Genomic DNA, 15,126 nt, shown 5'->3' on the forward strand with positions numbered 1-15,126 from the left:
TCAGTCCACCCTGCGGACAAAGATGTGATTGCCCTCGCGCTTGGTCTCGAACCGCTTGAGGTCACCGACAAGATCGCTCAGCTTGCGCTTGCCATAGGTCCTTGTGTCGAAATCGGGATTGTCGGCCACGATCCGCTGCCCAATGAGGCCGAGCAGATACCAGTCGTCCTCCTGATCAATCTTGGCCATCGCCCGGATGATCAGATCGACGGCTTCCTTCGGCGACCGCTTCGCCCCGGATTTGGCAGCCGCGCCCTTGGCGGGTTCCGGATCCTCGACGATGTTCTCGATAAAGACGAAGCGGTTGCAGACATTGCGCAGCGCTTCGGGTGTCTTCGCCTCGCCGATGCCGATTACCTCCAGCCCTTCCTCGCGGATACGGCTGGCGAGACGGGTGAAGTCGCTGTCGGACGAGACCAGAACAAAACCGTCGAACTTGCCCGCATGCAGGATGTCCATCGCGTCGATCACAAGGCCGATATCGCTGGCATTCTTGCCCTTGGTATTGGCTGATTCCTGATGCGTCACGAGGCCGAGCTGGCGCGCCTTCTCTTTCCAGCCGTTGAGCTGGGGATTGGACCAGTCGCCGTAGACCCGACGCAGGGCGGGTTCGCCGTAGGCCGTGATTTCCTTCAGGATCGCCTCGGCATTACGGGCGACGACATTGTCGGCATCAATCAGTACGGCAAGCAGGGGAACCTCGGCACGGGCCATCAGCGGTGTCTTTCTGTGTGGGGGGGCATGACCGCCACCCTGTCACAGTGCGCGGTACATGACCAGCGCGTCGACGTAGCCCTCTCTTGGATGCAGGAAGGCGCCGGGCAGGCGACCAACCGTCCCGAAGCCATGGCTTTCCCAGATCGCGATGGCCCGTTCATTCGTCGCGACGACGAAATTGAACTGCATCGCGCGGAACCCGGCGGCTTTCGCAGTATCGAGCGCGTGACGCAGCATGTGTCGGGCCACACCCTTGCCCGTCGTCCCGGTGGCGGTGACAAACCCGCAATTGCAGACATGCGCCCCGCCGCCCTTCTGATTGGGAGTCAGGAAATAGGTGCCAAGGGGGGTACCGTTTTCCTCGGCGACATAGACCTGATGGGGTGCGCCCGACCAATAGTCCAGCGCCGCCTCGCGGCTTATGTCGCGTGGAACGCAATAGGTTTCGCCTGCCCGGAAGACGGGCTCAAGCATCCTCCAGATATTGTCGTCATCTGCCGCGGTCGCCGGACGTATCTGCATGTTCGCTCCACCAGGATTTTCGTTTGGGTCAGGCGACCGGACGGACTAAGCGCGTCCCGGGCCCAGATAGGCGAAGCGGTAGGCCAGCGCCACGCCGCCCGCGCCGCCAAGGATATTGCCGAGTGTCACCCAGAAGAGATTGGCCGCTGCGCCCACCAGATTCGGTTCACCTCCCGCAGCCCAACCCTGCGGCAGGAAATACATGTTGGCGACCGAATGTTCGAGGCCGAGCATCACGAAGCCGGTCACCGGCCAGAGGATGGCAAGAATCTTGCCTGCCGCCGTCCGTGCGGCGAAGGTCAGCCAGACGGCAAGGCAGACCAGTGCATTGCACAGCACGCCGCGCACAAGGGCCTCCACCGGTGGCAGGCTGGACTTGGCCAGCGCGATCTGCGCCGCCGTCCCGCCCATTTTCCCGTCGAGCAGGCCGGACAGGCCAAACGCCACGGCAAGCCCGACCGCGCCCACCAGATTGCCGAGATAGACAACGACCCAGTTGCGAAAGAGCTGTTGCCGCGTGATCCGCCTGTCAACGGCCGCCATCACCATCAGGGCATTGCCGGTGAAAAGCTCCGCCCCACCGACAACAACAAGGATAAGCCCGAGCGAGAAGACCAAACCGCCAAGCATCCGCGCCGGGCCATAGCCCATATCGGTCCCGGTCATGACCATCGTATAGGCCGCCGCGCCGAAGCCGATGAAGGCCCCGGCAAGCATGGCAAGCACGAACATCTGTGCCAGCGGCAGCGCGGCCTTGGCCACGCCCGCGCTTTCCATGAGTCGGGCGATCTCGGCCGGTTTGTAGGCGTCGGGATGCGGTGTGTCGTTCATGGGCGGAGAGGATAGCGGATTAGGTTGCGCCGTCCACTCCGTCCGCGAAACACCGTCAGCCTTCAACCCTCAGGATGCTGGTGATCGAGGCGACCCCAGTATCGCCACCCCCGACATAGTCGATCCTGACCATGTCGCCGGCGACCAGATCGGGAGAGGTTTCAGTCGTGTCGGCCAGCGGCCAGATGGTCTTGTCATCAAGCACGATGACATTTGCCACGCGATCGAAGGCAAGAATTCTGCCGGTGGTTTCGTCGGCGATGGCGGGGGTGGAAAGCAGCAGAGGCAGGGCAAGCAAAAGCGCGCGCATGGGCGTCACTCCAAAGGGGTTGCCGGCGCAAGCTATCACCGGAAAAATGAGTCGGGCAGAGGGAATAAATCACCCGGTGCGCGGGTCGGTCTGCCATGATGAGGCCCATTTTGCCAGGTACCGAACGGTATGGCTGAACAACCGCACCTTCGAATGGGCAGGCCGTCGCCGGAGCGCCGACGAAAGCCGGGCATGGCGCGATTCCTGTCGTCTGCAATCCTCAAGATGACGACAATTCCGATCATCGCAGTGGCGACTGCAGTATCGGTCTATGTTCGGACAAGCCCGTATCCGCCTGCCCTGGCGCTGGCTCATCTTGTCGCGCGGGCCGGGTGCCCGGCCGCGGCGGCGATCGGTCTGGCCGGTGCGCGGGCAGGGGCCCCGGGGTATCATGAACGCAATGACCCGGATGGCGACGGCATCGCCTGCGCCCCCGCATCGGCTGATGGCACACCTTACGTGCCAGGGCAGACGACAACGACCCGGGCGGGCGGCGCCAAGTTCGTGCGGCCGAAAGCATTCGATGAGGGCTAGGCACGGGTGGAAAACGCAGTTCCGCCGTTGCGTTCGGCACCAGTATGATCATCGCCAGCGATGCGTGCCGCGGTTGACCTCGGTACGCGCATCTTGACGGGCCTAGTCCTGCCCGGTGCGGTGTCGTCCCTCCGCCTCGTCAATAAGCTGCCGCACCCAGCGCGCGGCGGCCCAGCTGGCCGGGATTCCAAGCGGGATCGAAAGCAACACGCAGAGGATGGGAGACAGCACCGGAATACCCACTACCTGCCACATGAGGCCAAGCAGGAACAGGTTGATCGCCACCGCCGCCGCTGCGAACGGATAAAGCAGGGCGCCGAGCCTCCAGAGCGGCCAGCGCCCGTCAGTGGGACGTTCCCTCTTCGAAATGGATCTTGTTCCACACATTATATTTCCCCGAGGGCTTTTTCATCGGCAGCCGCGTAATCTCCTCCAGCGTCGCCGCGTCATAGACGATGACAGCCCCGTCATCCTCCCAGACGGATACCAGCGCCTTCGACCCGTCGCGGGTGAATTCGACATGCGCCACGGTCTTGCCGGGCGAAGGGTTCAGCGTTTTGACGATCTTCAGCGTCTTCTTGTCGATGACGTGCATCTCGTCCTTGTGGGGCCCGAAGAAGACGTCGGCCCAGACGTAAGGAGAGTTTTCGTGGCTGCGCAGGAAGAAACCCGGACCATTGGTCGGGATCGTCGTGACGACGTTCCAGCTTTGCATGTCGATCACGCTCAGCATCCCCTCGCGCAGGTGCGGCGTGGCCATCACCCGGCGCCCGTCGCGCATCCAACTGATGCCCGACCCCAGATGCGGCATCCCCGGCAGCGGCAGTTCGGCAATCTCGCGCCCGACGATCAGATTGACCACCACACCCTTGTCGCCTTCGCGATTTGTGCCGATCAGGTTCTGGTAGTTCGGGCTGAAGAAGAAGTCGTCGATCGGCGCTTCGACCATGATGCGGCGGCGGGCAAAGAGCCCCTCTTCGGCGGCAAGGCTTTCCTCCATCCCCTTTTCAAAGCTGTGAACGAAACCTTCATGATAGGGGCCGGCCTCGGGGTCGGTTGCAACCTCCCAGACCTCCGGAACGTCCTTCAGCGCGAGGACGAAGCTTTTCCGGTCGGGTGCCTGATAGACGGCTGAAACGCGGCTCGGGCCGCCGTCGCGGCCGATGATGTCGATGACCTTCGCGACGCTCAGGTCCGCGGTGGAAAGGATCGTCAGCGTGTTCGGCAGATAGTTCGCGACCGCCAGCCAGTTGCCGTCATGGCTCATCGCGATGTTGCGGCTGTTGAGGCCCGCGCGGACGCGGCCAACCTCTGCCAGCGACCAGATATCGTATTTCTGCACCCAGCCGTCGCGCGACATGATGAAGACGAAGCGCCCGTCGGGCGAGAACTTCGGCCCGCCATGGACGGCGAAGGGCGTGGCGAAGCGATCGAGCACATCGAATGTGTCGCCGTCGAGCACGCTGACATGATGGTCGCCAGTTTCCACCACCAGAGTGATGTTCATCGGATCGGCGGCAAAAACCGGCTTTTCCGCCGGAATATAGTTTGTTTTCAGATCCCGCGTGGCCTCTATGTCGGCGGTGGTCCATGACGGCGCCTCTGGCAGCGGTTCCGCGATATAGGCGGCGACAGCGGCAATTTCCTCCACCGTCAGGTCCCCGGCAAAGGCGGGCATCTGGGTTGCCACACGACCATTGGCGATGATCCCGGCCAACGCCTCGCCCTTGATCCGGCCCAGCGCCTCAGGGATCAGGGCCGGGCCGGTGCCGCCAAGCCGGGTTTCAGCGTGGCACGAGGAGCAATGGTCAGCGAAAATCGCTGTCCCGTCGGGGCCTGCGAACGCGGGAGTGGCGGCCAGGAGACTAGAAAAAACGATGTGCCGGATCATGGCTCTTGCCCCGGAAGGGGGTCGTCGCAAGACGCTCTGCGTCTTCCACCCCGATTTCTTGGTTGGAAAGATAGCACGCCGGGTCCTCGGCCCAGGGGTCGCCCGTGACCTGAAGCGCGCGAATGCGGGTATTGCCACCGCAGACCGATTGGAACTCGCAGGCCCCGCAACGACCCTTCAAGGGGCGGGGACGCTGGCGCAGGGTGGCCAACATCGGGTCATCGCCGGTCCAGAGGTCCGAAAACAGTGTCTGTTTCACGCTGCCCACGGTGTAGTCGGACCAGTAGGTGTCCGGGTGAACCTTGCCTTGCGGGTCGATATTGGCGACCCCAAGACCCGATGAGTTACCGCCCCAGGCCTCCAGATGATCGCGGACATGCGCCAACTTGACCTCATCGAACCGGCCTGCCGCCCAGCGCAGGAACCAGACCGCGTCCGCATCGTTGTTGCCGGTCACAACCTCCAGCGGACGACCGTTTTCGACCGCATCCCAGGCCCGTTCGATCAGCAGGTCCATCGCCGCGCGGGTTCGCGCGTGGGCGGTATCCTCGCCCCGGTGCTTGTCCCCCCGCCCGGCATAGACGAGGTGCGACAGGTAGAACTTGTCCACCCCCTCCGCCTCGCAGAGGTCGAGCATGTCGGGAAGTGTGTGGGCGTTATCCTCGGTGATGGTGAAGCGCAGTCCAACCTTGATGTCCTTCGCCTTGCAGGCCCGGACGCCCGCAAGCGCATCGGCAAAAGCGCCCTCAACGCCCCGGAACCAGTCGTTGACCGCGCCGATCCCATCGAGCGAGATGCCGACATAGTCGAAGCCAAGATCGGCGATGCGGTCGGCATGCTCCGCCACCTTGGTGCCGTTGGTCGAGAGACTGAGATGGCGGAAGTTCAGCGCCCGCGCCCGTTCGGCAAGCTCGAAGAAGTCAAAGCGCGACAGCGGCTCGCCCCCCGACAGGATCAGCGCCGGGATGCGGAAGGCCGAAAGGTCGTCCAGCACCGCCATGGCCTGTTCGTGGGTCAGTTCGCCCGGAAACGGCACATCGGCCGAGGTCGTGTAGCAATGGCGGCAACGCAGGTTGCAGCGGCGTGTCAGGTTCCAGATCACCACCGGTTTCACCGGGCCGGAGCGGCGGCGGACCGGCGTCGGGTTCACCAGTTCCTGCATGTATTGCGTCAGCCGGAACATCACGCCCCCTCTCTGAGCCGGAGCCCGGTTTTTTTCAGGATTCGGGTGGAATAGAGTATATCGGACGCCCCGCAGGCACCGCCGAGCAGCGCCGCGATCTCTTGCCGCTTGAGCTCGACCTCGGATCTGTCCTGCCCGTGGATCATGGCGAAGAGGTTGTAAGGCCAGTCGGGCAGGACGCGCGGGCGCAGGTAGCAATGGCTGACGAAATCCAGGGCGCCGACTTCTGCGCCAAGCGTTTCGGCGTGGTCGTCCGCGACATCCCAGACGCTCATCCCGTTCGCCGTCACACCCAGGGCATAGTGGTTGGGCGCCAGCGCGATGCGGCGGATCACGCCCTTGTCCTGCATCGCGGCCAAACGCTCGATTACCTCACGCTCGCTCAGCCCCAGCCAGCCGGCCACGACCGCATAGGGCGCGGGCGCCAGCGGCAGGCCGCTTTGCGTGGCGTTGATGATACGGCGGTCGGTGGCGTCGATTGTCATGCCTTCACCCGGAATCCGATGAAGAACTCCTTCAGTTTCGGAAAGCGCAGAACCTTGAGACCGGTTTCCTTCTCGATCGCCCGCGCGGTCTTTTCGATGCCCGCCGGCGTGTCGGTGGCCAGAACGAACCACATGTTCAGCCGGTGGGCACGTTCATAATTGTGCGCGACCTCCGGATGGGCATTGACCAAAGTCACGACCGCGTCGAAGCGGTCCCCGGGCACCGCCATGGCGCAGAGGCAGAAGGCACCGCCCATCGCCTCGGCGTCGAAGAACGGGCCAAAGCGGGTGATGGCGCCTTCCTCGCGCAGGTTCTGGATGCGGGCGATCAGGTCATCTTCGCTGAGGCCCAGCGGCTTGCCGGCATCGGCGAAGGGATGCGGGGTCAGGGGAAATCCCTCTTGCAGCGCGTTCAGAATCGCCCGGTCCGTCGCGTCGAGCGCCTCGGGGGGAAGAACCTCACGCCTCATGCCGCCTCCGCTTTCAAAAGCGCGCCGGTCTGCTTGAAGCAGCGGGTGGAGAACAGGACGCGGTGGGCCGCTCCGGCAAGTTCCGGTAGGGCGGCGGCTTCAGCCAGGATCGACAGGGCTTCGGACCGGCTGCGGGCGTGGATCATGGAATAGAGCGGATAGTCCCAGATGCCGGGCACGGTCAGGCGGCGGTAGCAGAGCGTGACGCCCCGCTGGCGGGCAAGTGCCGGCCCGGCGGCGTCGATCCGGTCCTCGGGCAGATTCCAGACCACCATCGCATTGGCCGACCAGCCGATGGCGCGATGGCGGACGATGACGCCGACGCGGGTCAGGAGGCCCGCGTCCGACAGGGCAGCGATGCGTGCGATTATGTCACATTCGTTGCGTGACAATGATTGAGCAACGGCCCGGAACGGGCGCAGGGTCAGCGGCAGGCCCGCCGTCAGCGCCTGAAGGATCGGGCGGTCGGATTGTTCCAGTACATCCGTATTCACGGCCCGCGATTCGGACATTTCCTGCCGCGCGCCGGGCGCGAGGCGGAAACCGAGGTCGATGTTGAATGGTCGGACCAGCCGAAGGTCGAGAACGCGAAGGCCGGTGCGGCTGCCGATCCGGCCCAGTGCGGCCTCAAGCGCCGTCGCATCGGGCGCGGTGGCAACGAACCAGAGATTCCACGCATCCTCGCGCAGGTAGGAATGGTTGACGCCCGGCTCCGCGCCGACGATTTCGGCGATCTCTTCGATCCGGTCTGAGGGCACCGCCATCGCCGCAAGGGTCGAAGCCCCCGCCGTATTCGGCCTGACCGTCGCACCGACGCGCGAGACCATGCCACGGGCATGGAGGATGTCCAGCCGTTGCAGAACTTCTGCCTCATCCACGCCCAGAACCTCGCCCATCGCGGCGAAGGGGCGCGGGACCAAGGGCAGGTCGCGCTGGAAGTCGTCCAGCAGGCGGCGGTCGATGGGGTCAAGACGGTCGAGCATGGTCAAAGCCCCGTCCGATGCGCGCGCGCGGTGAAGAAGATACCTGAGGGGCTGTCGGCTGCGATCTCGCCCAACCGCTCGAAGGACCGCGTATCGTAGATCGCGACCGTGTTGTCGTCGCGGGCGGAAATCCAGACCTCCGCGCCCCTCGGCGCGAATTCCATGTGCAGGATGGCGGCGCCGGGGGTCAGGGTTCTGACCACTTCATGTGTGCGGCTGTCGATGACCTGCACGGTGTCGTTCAGGGGCGTTGCGAAGTTCACCCAGACGTAAGGAGAGGCGGGTTGGGCGATGATGAAGACAGGCTGGCCATGGGTTAGGGTGCGGGCGACTTCCTGCAAGTTGTTCCGGTCTACCCACAGCAGTTCGTGCTGTCCGACAGCTGGCAGAACGTATTGGCCTTCGGTGAAGGCCCAACCCTGAAGATGCGGCATCTTGTAGACCGGCAGATCCTCCTCGGTCTTGCCGTAATCCTTGAGGAACCGCACCGGTTCGGGCGTCTCGTCCCAAAGGTCGATGGCGGTCACGCCCTTCTCGCCGAAAAGCCCGATCAGATAGGTGCTGGCATCCTCGGTCAGGACCGCGTCGAAAGGATTCGCGCCGACATCGCCGAGCTTGGTCAGTTTCATCTCGGGACCAGAGAAATCGGCCAGGAAGGCCTCGCCCGTCTCCCATGTCGCCCAGGCGAAACGGCGGCCGGGGACATCGACAAGGCCGATGGTCTTGGCGCCTGCCGGGATGTCGGCGATCTGATCGAGTGTTTCGGCGTCGAAGACCTTCACCCCGCCGGGTTCATAGTTCGATACGGCGATCAGCTTGCCATCGTCGGAAATCGCTCCGCCGATGGAATTGCCGCCCTGGACGATGCGCCTGGCGATGGTCCGGGTCAGCATGTCGATCTTGGTCAGCCCGCCATCGCGGCCAAAGACATAGGCGTAACGTTCGTCGGGGCTGTAGGTCAGGGCGGCGTGGCTGAGGTCGCCCAACCCTTCGATCCGGCCAATGGCGGCACGGTCGGAGCGGTCGATGACCAGAACCGAGCCCGTGGCGCGTTCGATGACAAGGCCTAGATCTCCGGTGGCACAGCAGGGTTCCCCGGCCCAGACCGGGCTCGCGACGCTCAGCATCAGGGCAGTGATCAGAGCCTTCATTCGGTGTCTCCCTTCAGATAGCGGGCAATCCACAGCGCCTCGTCCTCGCTCAGCACCGGGCGCCAGCGCGGCATCGCGGTGCCGGGCACGCCATCGAGGATGATCAGCGCCAGCCCCTCCGGCTCGGCATGGGCCAGCACATCGGGTGTGAGCGGCGAACCAAGCCCGCCCTTCATCGTCAGCCCGTGGCACGACCCGCAATCCTGAATGACCATGTGCTCCAGCTTCTCGGCTCGTTCAGGGCTGACCTCTGCCATCGCGGGCAGGCTCAGCATCAGAAGGGCAGCAAGGCTACGCATAGGCCGCCATCCCAGCGCCGTCGCAACTCAGCGCGTCGGCCAAGGCGATGCTGTCGTAGAGCGAGACGACATGGCCGATGACGAACAGGACCGGCGCCTCGGGCTCTGTCGTGGCAATATCGGCGGCAATGCCGCCCAGGGTGGAAAGAATGCGCTGTTCGCGCGGCGTGGTGGCCGAGGCGACGGCCATCACCGGCAGCGCGGCCGGAAGCCCGTGGCGCATCAGTTGAAAGGCGATCTCGGCAATGTTCGCCGTGCCCATATAGATCACCAGCGTGGTGTCCTCGGACGCAAGCGAGGCCCAGTCGAGATCCAGCCGCGCATCCTTGGCCCGATGGCCGGTGACATAGCGCACACCGGTCGCCAACCCGCGATGGGTGAGCGGCACCCCGGTCGAGGAGGCAGCGCCCTGCGCGGCGGTGATGCCTGGCACATAGGTGACGGCGACGCCCGCCGCGCGCAGCACCTCGGCCTCTTCCGAGCCGCGTGCGAAGATCAGGGGGTCGCCGCCCTTCAGTCGCACGACCGTCAGCCCGTCGCGGGCCAGATCGACCAGAATCGCATTGATCCGGTCCTGCGTGACCTTGTGGCAGCCCGGCATCTTGCCGACATCGATCCGGCGGATGCTCTCGGGCACCAGTGCCATGATCTCGTCTGATACCAGCCGGTCAAAGACCACCACATCGGCCGCTTGCATGAGCCTGAGCGCCTTGAGCGTCAGAAGCTCCGGGTCGCCCGGACCCGCGCCGATGAGGAAGACTTTGCCTTGGGGAAGATCTTTCATGGGCCAAACTCGGACTGAAGAGGACGGGCGGGGAGCGAGGGAACGCAAGGGAATCCCCGCCCGTCCAGGTTTGTCAGTAGATGTCGTCGCGGGTGTTCAGGACGTTGAACTTGCCCGTCGGCGTCACCAGACGCGGGTCCTTGATGACCTTCTTCAGTTCAAGCGTCTTGTCGTCGACGACGACGATGGCGCTTTCCTGTTCCTTGCCGTTCCAGACCGAGAACCAGACCTCGGTGCCTTCCTTGTTGAATTCAGGCTGAACGACACGCGGCTGGCCTTCGGCAATGCCCGCCCATTCGCCGATCGGAAGGGTCGTGTATTCCGGATCGACATCGGGATCGCCGCCCATTGTGGAAATGTCGAAGACGGCCACTGACGCCGATACCTCGGCATCCGGGTTCAACGGCGCATCGACATAGAGGTTGGTCGAGTTCGGGTGGGTCTTGATGAACAAGGACCCGCCGCCAAGGGCATAGAAGCTGTCCACAACCTTCCAGGCCTGATCCGGATGGCCTTCCGGGTCGGTCCCGATAAGCGCGACCGTTTCATCGCCAAGGTGCGAGGTCGACCAGACCGGCCCATAGACCGGGTGCGTGAAGTTCGCGCCCCTGCCCGGATGCGGTGTCTGGCCGCCGGTTTCGATCAGCGCGGTCAGCTTGTCTTCCTTGGTGTCGACGACCGCGATCTTGCCGCGCGCATTGGCCGCGACGAGGAAGTAGCGGTGCGTGCTGTCGAAGCCACCGTCATGCAGGAAGCGTTCCGCCTCGATCTCGACCGTCTTGAGGTTTTTCAGGTCGGTATAGTCGACGAAGAGGATCTTGCCGGTTTCCTTCACGTTCACGATGAACTCGGGCTTGTAGTGCGATGACAGGATCGACGCCACGCGGGGTTCCGGGTGGTAGGTCTGCTCGTCGTAGATATTGCCCCTTGTCGAGACGATCTTGAGCGGCTCCAGTGTGTCGCCGTCCATGATCACGTATTGCGGCGGCCAGTAGCTGCCGGCGATGGCGTATTTATCCTCATAGCCCTCGAACTTCGAGGTCTCGACCGATCGCGCCTCGATCCCGATCTTGATCGAGGCGACCGTGGCAGGGGTTTCCATCCAGAGGTCGATCATGTTGACCAGACCGTCGCGGCCGATGACGAAGAGATACCGCCCCGAGGCCGAGATACGGCTGATATGCACCGCATAGCCGGTGTCGATCACCGCCTTGATTTCGTAGCTTGCGCCATCGATCAGGGCAACCTGACCGGCATCGCGCAATGTCACCGACATCAGGTTGTCGATGTCGATATCGTTCATCTTCTCGGTCGGGCGATCCTCAGGCGCGACCACGACGTTCCAGCTGCCCCGCATCTCAGGCATGCCCCATTCCGGCGGCGCCGGGGGTTCAAGCAGGAGGTAGCGGGCCATCAGGTCCACGTCTGCCTCGGTCATCTCGCCCGAGGTGCCCCAGTTCGGCATGCCCGCGGGTGAGCCATAGGTGATGAAGCTCTGCAGGTAGTCGTAGCCGTTTTCCCGCGTGATGTCGGTGGTCAGCGGTTTGCCCGTGGCCCCCTTGCGCAGGACGCCGTGGCAGCCGGCGCAGCGTTCGAAATAGATTTGCGTTCCGCGCTGGAATTCCTCCTGCGTCATAACGGGATCATCCGCCTTGCGGCCCGGAATTTCGACCTGCAACTGGCCGAGCGTCGTCATCGACGGCTCGTAAGAGGCAGCCGGTCCGTCGGCGTGATCCTTTGGCTTTTCCTGAGCAAGCGCGGGGCCTGCTAGCAGGGCAAGCGCCAGTGCGGCGCTGCTCAGCAGCACGCTCCTGACGCGGTTGGCTCGGAATGTCATGGGTGTTCTCCGTTCCGCTGGTGAGGCTGGCCGGAAGATGCGCGATGCGTGAGGGGCGCGCCTTGACTTAGGTTAAGGCGGGCGGGGCAACAGTGACGCAGGGTCCCGGGCCAATGCCCGGACCATGCAAATGCGCTTTCTTGTCACCCTGATCGCCTGTGTCATGACCCTTGCCGCCCCGTGTTCAGGCGCGGGTCTTGGCCTGTCGCCCGATGTGATCGAATCGGCCGCGCCAGATGCGGCACTGGCCGAAGGGATATTCGGCGGCACGGGCCTCAGCGTCGCGCGCGATGAGGCCGGCGTGCCGGGCTGGACCGTGCGCCGCGATGGCGCGGTCATCGGCCATATCGGCTCCACCTGGGAAATCGCCGGGTCCGTCGGTTATTCGGGCCGCCCGCTCGATGTGCTGGTCGCCATCGCGCCGGATGCGCGAATCGCGGGCGCGCGGCTGATGCAGCACAATGAACCGGTGCTGACGCTCGGCATCTCGGACGAGGACATCGCCGCCTATGTGAATGGCTTCGCGGGCTATGACCTGACCGAGCCGCGCGACGTGGCCCTCGCCAATACGCCGGGCCTGCCCGACGTGATCTCGCGCGCGACCGTATCGACCGGCGTGATCCGCGACGGCATCCTGCGCACAGCCCGCACGCTCGCCATCGGGCGCGGCATTCTGGCCGAGGCAGGCGGGATCGACCGGCTGAGCCATGCGCCCGCCGACTGGCAGGCGCTGGTGACGGGCGGGGCGCTCGCCGAATCGCTGACGGGGATGGATGAGGCGGCCGAGAAGCTGACCGGCGCCAAGGTGCCCGTCACTCCGGGCCCGGGCGATTTCCTGCACCTCTGGACCGGACTGATCGACCCGCCGGCGGTCGGGCAGAACCTGCTGGGGCAGCAGGGCTACACCGCCGCGATTGGCGCGCTGGGGCCGGGTGAGACGCTGCTGATCGTCATCTCCTCGGGCCTGCATTCCCATCGCGGCACCGTCTGGCGCAAGACCGGGACATTCGACCGGATCGCGGTGATACAGGGTCAAACCCGCCTCAATCCGACCGAAGCGAGCTACCGGATGGTGAAGAAACTCGCCATCGACGGCGCGCCCAACGCCAAGGAGATCAGCCTGTTCCGCCTGCCACCCGAGATCGACCCGTTGGAGCCCTTCCGGGTGGAAGTCACCGCGGCGCGGCCGACCGAGACCGGCGAGGTGGCGATGACGATGGGCGTGGATTACCGCTTGCCCGACACCTACCGCATCGCGCCGCCGCCCGATCCCGCGCCGCTCTGGCGCGAGATATGGCAGCAAAAGCGGCTGGCGACCGGGATCGTCGCCGCGATGCTGGCCGTCCTGACGCTCATCCTCTTCGCGCAGGAATGGATCATCCGGCGGCCGAAGCTCTGGATGCTCGGCCGGGTCGGGTTCCTCTTGACCACGCTGATCGTGCTCGGCTGGGGGCTGAACGGGCAGCTTTCCGTCGTGCAGGTCGTGGCCTTCGTGCATTCGCTTCTGACCGGTTTCCGGTGGGAGACATTCCTGATCGAACCGGTGATCTTCCTGCTCTGGTCCTTCACCGCGCTTGGCATGCTCTTCTGGGGGCGCGGGGTCTATTGCGGCTGGCTCTGCCCGTTCGGGGCGTTGCAGGAGCTTACGAACCTCGCCGCAAGGCGGCTGGGCGTGAAACAGATCGACGTGCCGCAGGCCGTGCATGAACGGCTTTGGGTGATCAAGTACACGCTCTTCATGGCCATCCTCGCGCTGTCTTTCTACTCAATGCATGACGCGCTGGTGCTCGCCGAGGCGGAGCCGTTCAAGACCGCCATATCACTGCGCATGATCCGGGCCTGGCCCTTCCTGCTCTACGTGGCGGTTCTCCTTGGTGCAGGCCTTTTCATCGAACGCTTTTTTTGCCGCTACCTCTGCCCCTTGGGCGCGGGCATTGCCATTCCGGCCAAGCTGAAGATCTTCGACTGGTTGAAACGTCGCCCGCAATGCGGCCGCGAATGCCGGTTGTGCGAGACGAAATGCACCGTCGGCGCCATCGACCCGCTGGGCCGGATCAACGCCAATGAATGCGTTCTTTGCCTGCGCTGCCAGGTCATCATGAACAACGATGCGGTCTGCCCGGTCCTGAAACGCCGCGCCCGCGCCGCGAGCGAGGCCACCACATGACAACACTGACCCGCCGCCGCTTTGTCACCATAGCCGCCGCCGCTGCCGCCCTGCCCGCACGCGCGGCAGAGCCCGCGATCTGGACCGGGCGCGCACTGGGTGCGGATTCGCGCATCGTGCTTATTGGTGCTGATCCTCACCGTACGCGGCGGCTATTCGCGAAGGTTGAGGCGGAACTCGCGCGTATTGAGTCGCACTTCTCCCTGCATCAGGATTCGGCTCTGATGCGCCTTAATCGCTACGGTCGACTCAGCCATCCCGCCCCGGAAATCGCCGATCTTTTCGCACTGGCCACTGAAATGCACCGCGCCACCGCAGGGGCATTCGATCCGACAATCCAACCGCTCTGGCGGGCGGTCGCGTCAGGCGCGGATGTCGAGGCTGCAAGGGCCCTCGTCGGCTGGCACCGTGTCCGTATCACGCGCGACGATATCCGCATCGATCCCGGCATGGCGCTGACCTTCAACGGCATCGCCCAAGGCCACGCCGCCGATCGGGTGGCAGACCTTCTCCGGCGTGAGGGCTTCACTGACGTATTGGTTGATATGGGCGAGGTCATGGCGCTGGGCCGCAACCACGCCCGCGACTGGCAGGCGGCTGTTGCAACGCCAGAGGGGCGCGAACTCATCCGCCTGGGTCTTTCCGACCGGGCGCTTGCTACTTCCTCGCCCATGGGCACGCGGATCGGCACCGGTACGGCCCATATCCTGCACCCTACGGGTCAGCCGCCCCTCTGGTCGACCGTCGCGGTCTCGGCCGACCGCGCCGCCACGGCTGACGCCCTGTCGACGGCGTTCTGTCTTATGGACGAAGCCGCGATCAGGACAGCCCTCACGTATTTTCCTGATGCGCGGGTTGAGGTGATCGGCTGAGGCGGGGCGCAACGGACGTTCGCCAGGGGCGTCCGTGCCAGGCTTTCAACGACCGCAATGAGCTGCCCCCACGGCGCGCACAGATGCGCA

Annotated in this window: 17 protein-coding genes; 3 read left to right on the top strand and 14 right to left on the bottom strand. The window is 64.6% G+C overall.

Annotation, left to right across the window (positions count from 1 at the left end):
* From QKW60_RS14385 to QKW60_RS14400, 4 genes are read right to left on the bottom strand one after another with little or no spacing between them, the layout of a single operon-like run.
* Complete coding sequence (locus QKW60_RS14385) at window positions 1-714, bottom strand: NYN domain-containing protein (RefSeq protein ID WP_282369659.1); 714 nt, start codon at window positions 712-714, stop codon at window positions 1-3.
* A gap of 42 nt (window positions 715-756) precedes the next feature.
* Entirely contained in the window at window positions 757-1,239 is a 483-nt protein-coding gene (locus QKW60_RS14390) for a GNAT family N-acetyltransferase (RefSeq protein WP_282369663.1), read from the bottom strand.
* Window positions 1,240-1,284: 45 nt separating this feature from the next.
* Complete coding sequence (locus tag QKW60_RS14395) at window positions 1,285-2,070, bottom strand: formate/nitrite transporter family protein (protein ID WP_282369665.1); 786 nt, start codon at window positions 2,068-2,070, stop codon at window positions 1,285-1,287.
* 55 nt (window positions 2,071-2,125) lie between these two features.
* On the bottom strand, window positions 2,126-2,380 hold the full coding sequence (locus tag QKW60_RS14400; protein WP_282369666.1) for a hypothetical protein: 255 nt from the start codon (window positions 2,378-2,380) through the stop codon (window positions 2,126-2,128).
* Window positions 2,381-2,572: 192 nt separating this feature from the next.
* On the opposite strand from QKW60_RS14400, the gene QKW60_RS14405 reads away from it, so the two are divergent.
* Window positions 2,573-2,914: an excalibur calcium-binding domain-containing protein gene (locus QKW60_RS14405; RefSeq protein WP_282369670.1), complete on the top strand. Its 342-nt coding sequence runs from the start codon at window positions 2,573-2,575 to the stop codon at window positions 2,912-2,914.
* 102 nt (window positions 2,915-3,016) lie between these two features.
* On the opposite strand, the gene QKW60_RS14410 is transcribed toward QKW60_RS14405, so the two are convergent.
* The 10 genes from QKW60_RS14410 to QKW60_RS14455 form a co-directional block, all read right to left on the bottom strand.
* Window positions 3,017-3,301 (bottom strand): hypothetical protein, encoded by a 285-nt coding sequence (locus QKW60_RS14410; RefSeq protein WP_282369672.1) that lies wholly within the window; start codon window positions 3,299-3,301, stop codon window positions 3,017-3,019.
* A complete protein-coding gene (locus QKW60_RS14415) occupies window positions 3,258-4,805 on the bottom strand; it encodes a nitrite reductase (RefSeq protein ID WP_282369673.1) in 1,548 nt (515 codons plus the stop codon). The genes QKW60_RS14410 and QKW60_RS14415 overlap by 44 nt, the downstream gene beginning before the upstream one ends.
* Window positions 4,780-5,988, bottom strand: a complete 1,209-nt coding sequence (nirJ, locus tag QKW60_RS14420) for a heme d1 biosynthesis radical SAM protein NirJ (RefSeq protein ID WP_282369674.1) — start codon at window positions 5,986-5,988, stop codon at window positions 4,780-4,782. Before nirJ ends, QKW60_RS14415 begins: the two co-directional genes overlap by 26 nt.
* Window positions 5,988-6,473, bottom strand: coding sequence for a siroheme decarboxylase subunit beta (gene ahbB / locus QKW60_RS14425; RefSeq protein ID WP_282369676.1), 486 nt, complete (start codon window positions 6,471-6,473; stop codon window positions 5,988-5,990). Before ahbB (QKW60_RS14425) ends, nirJ begins: the two co-directional genes overlap by 1 nt.
* Window positions 6,470-6,943 carry an Lrp/AsnC family transcriptional regulator gene (locus QKW60_RS14430; RefSeq protein WP_282369677.1) on the bottom strand — a complete coding sequence of 158 codons (474 nt, stop codon included), beginning with the start codon at window positions 6,941-6,943 and terminating at the stop codon, window positions 6,470-6,472. Before QKW60_RS14430 ends, ahbB (QKW60_RS14425) begins: the two co-directional genes overlap by 4 nt.
* A complete protein-coding gene (gene ahbB, locus QKW60_RS14435; protein WP_282369679.1) occupies window positions 6,940-7,926 on the bottom strand; it encodes a siroheme decarboxylase subunit beta in 987 nt (328 codons plus the stop codon). Before ahbB (QKW60_RS14435) ends, QKW60_RS14430 begins: the two co-directional genes overlap by 4 nt.
* A gap of 2 nt (window positions 7,927-7,928) precedes the next feature.
* Complete coding sequence (locus tag QKW60_RS14440) at window positions 7,929-9,077, bottom strand: cytochrome D1 domain-containing protein (protein WP_282369680.1); 1,149 nt, start codon at window positions 9,075-9,077, stop codon at window positions 7,929-7,931.
* Window positions 9,074-9,376: a c-type cytochrome gene (locus QKW60_RS14445; RefSeq protein ID WP_282369682.1), complete on the bottom strand. Its 303-nt coding sequence runs from the start codon at window positions 9,374-9,376 to the stop codon at window positions 9,074-9,076. The genes QKW60_RS14440 and QKW60_RS14445 overlap by 4 nt, the downstream gene beginning before the upstream one ends.
* On the bottom strand, window positions 9,369-10,160 hold the full coding sequence (gene cobA / locus QKW60_RS14450) for a uroporphyrinogen-III C-methyltransferase (RefSeq protein ID WP_282369683.1): 792 nt from the start codon (window positions 10,158-10,160) through the stop codon (window positions 9,369-9,371). The genes QKW60_RS14445 and cobA overlap by 8 nt, the downstream gene beginning before the upstream one ends.
* A gap of 73 nt (window positions 10,161-10,233) precedes the next feature.
* A complete protein-coding gene (locus QKW60_RS14455; protein ID WP_282369684.1) occupies window positions 10,234-11,997 on the bottom strand; it encodes a nitrite reductase in 1,764 nt (587 codons plus the stop codon).
* 130 nt (window positions 11,998-12,127) lie between these two features.
* Between QKW60_RS14455 and QKW60_RS14460 the strand changes: the two genes are divergently transcribed.
* Window positions 12,128-14,164 carry a NosR/NirI family protein gene (locus QKW60_RS14460; protein WP_282369685.1) on the top strand — a complete coding sequence of 679 codons (2,037 nt, stop codon included), beginning with the start codon at window positions 12,128-12,130 and terminating at the stop codon, window positions 14,162-14,164.
* Window positions 14,161-15,036: an FAD:protein FMN transferase gene (locus QKW60_RS14465; RefSeq protein WP_282369686.1), complete on the top strand. Its 876-nt coding sequence runs from the start codon at window positions 14,161-14,163 to the stop codon at window positions 15,034-15,036. The genes QKW60_RS14460 and QKW60_RS14465 overlap by 4 nt, the downstream gene beginning before the upstream one ends.
* Window positions 15,037-15,126 lie beyond the last annotated feature (90 nt).

Source organism: Albidovulum aestuarii (assembly GCF_029961185.1).
In the GTDB taxonomy this organism is placed as follows: Bacteria; Pseudomonadota; Alphaproteobacteria; order Rhodobacterales; family Rhodobacteraceae; genus Albidovulum; species Albidovulum aestuarii.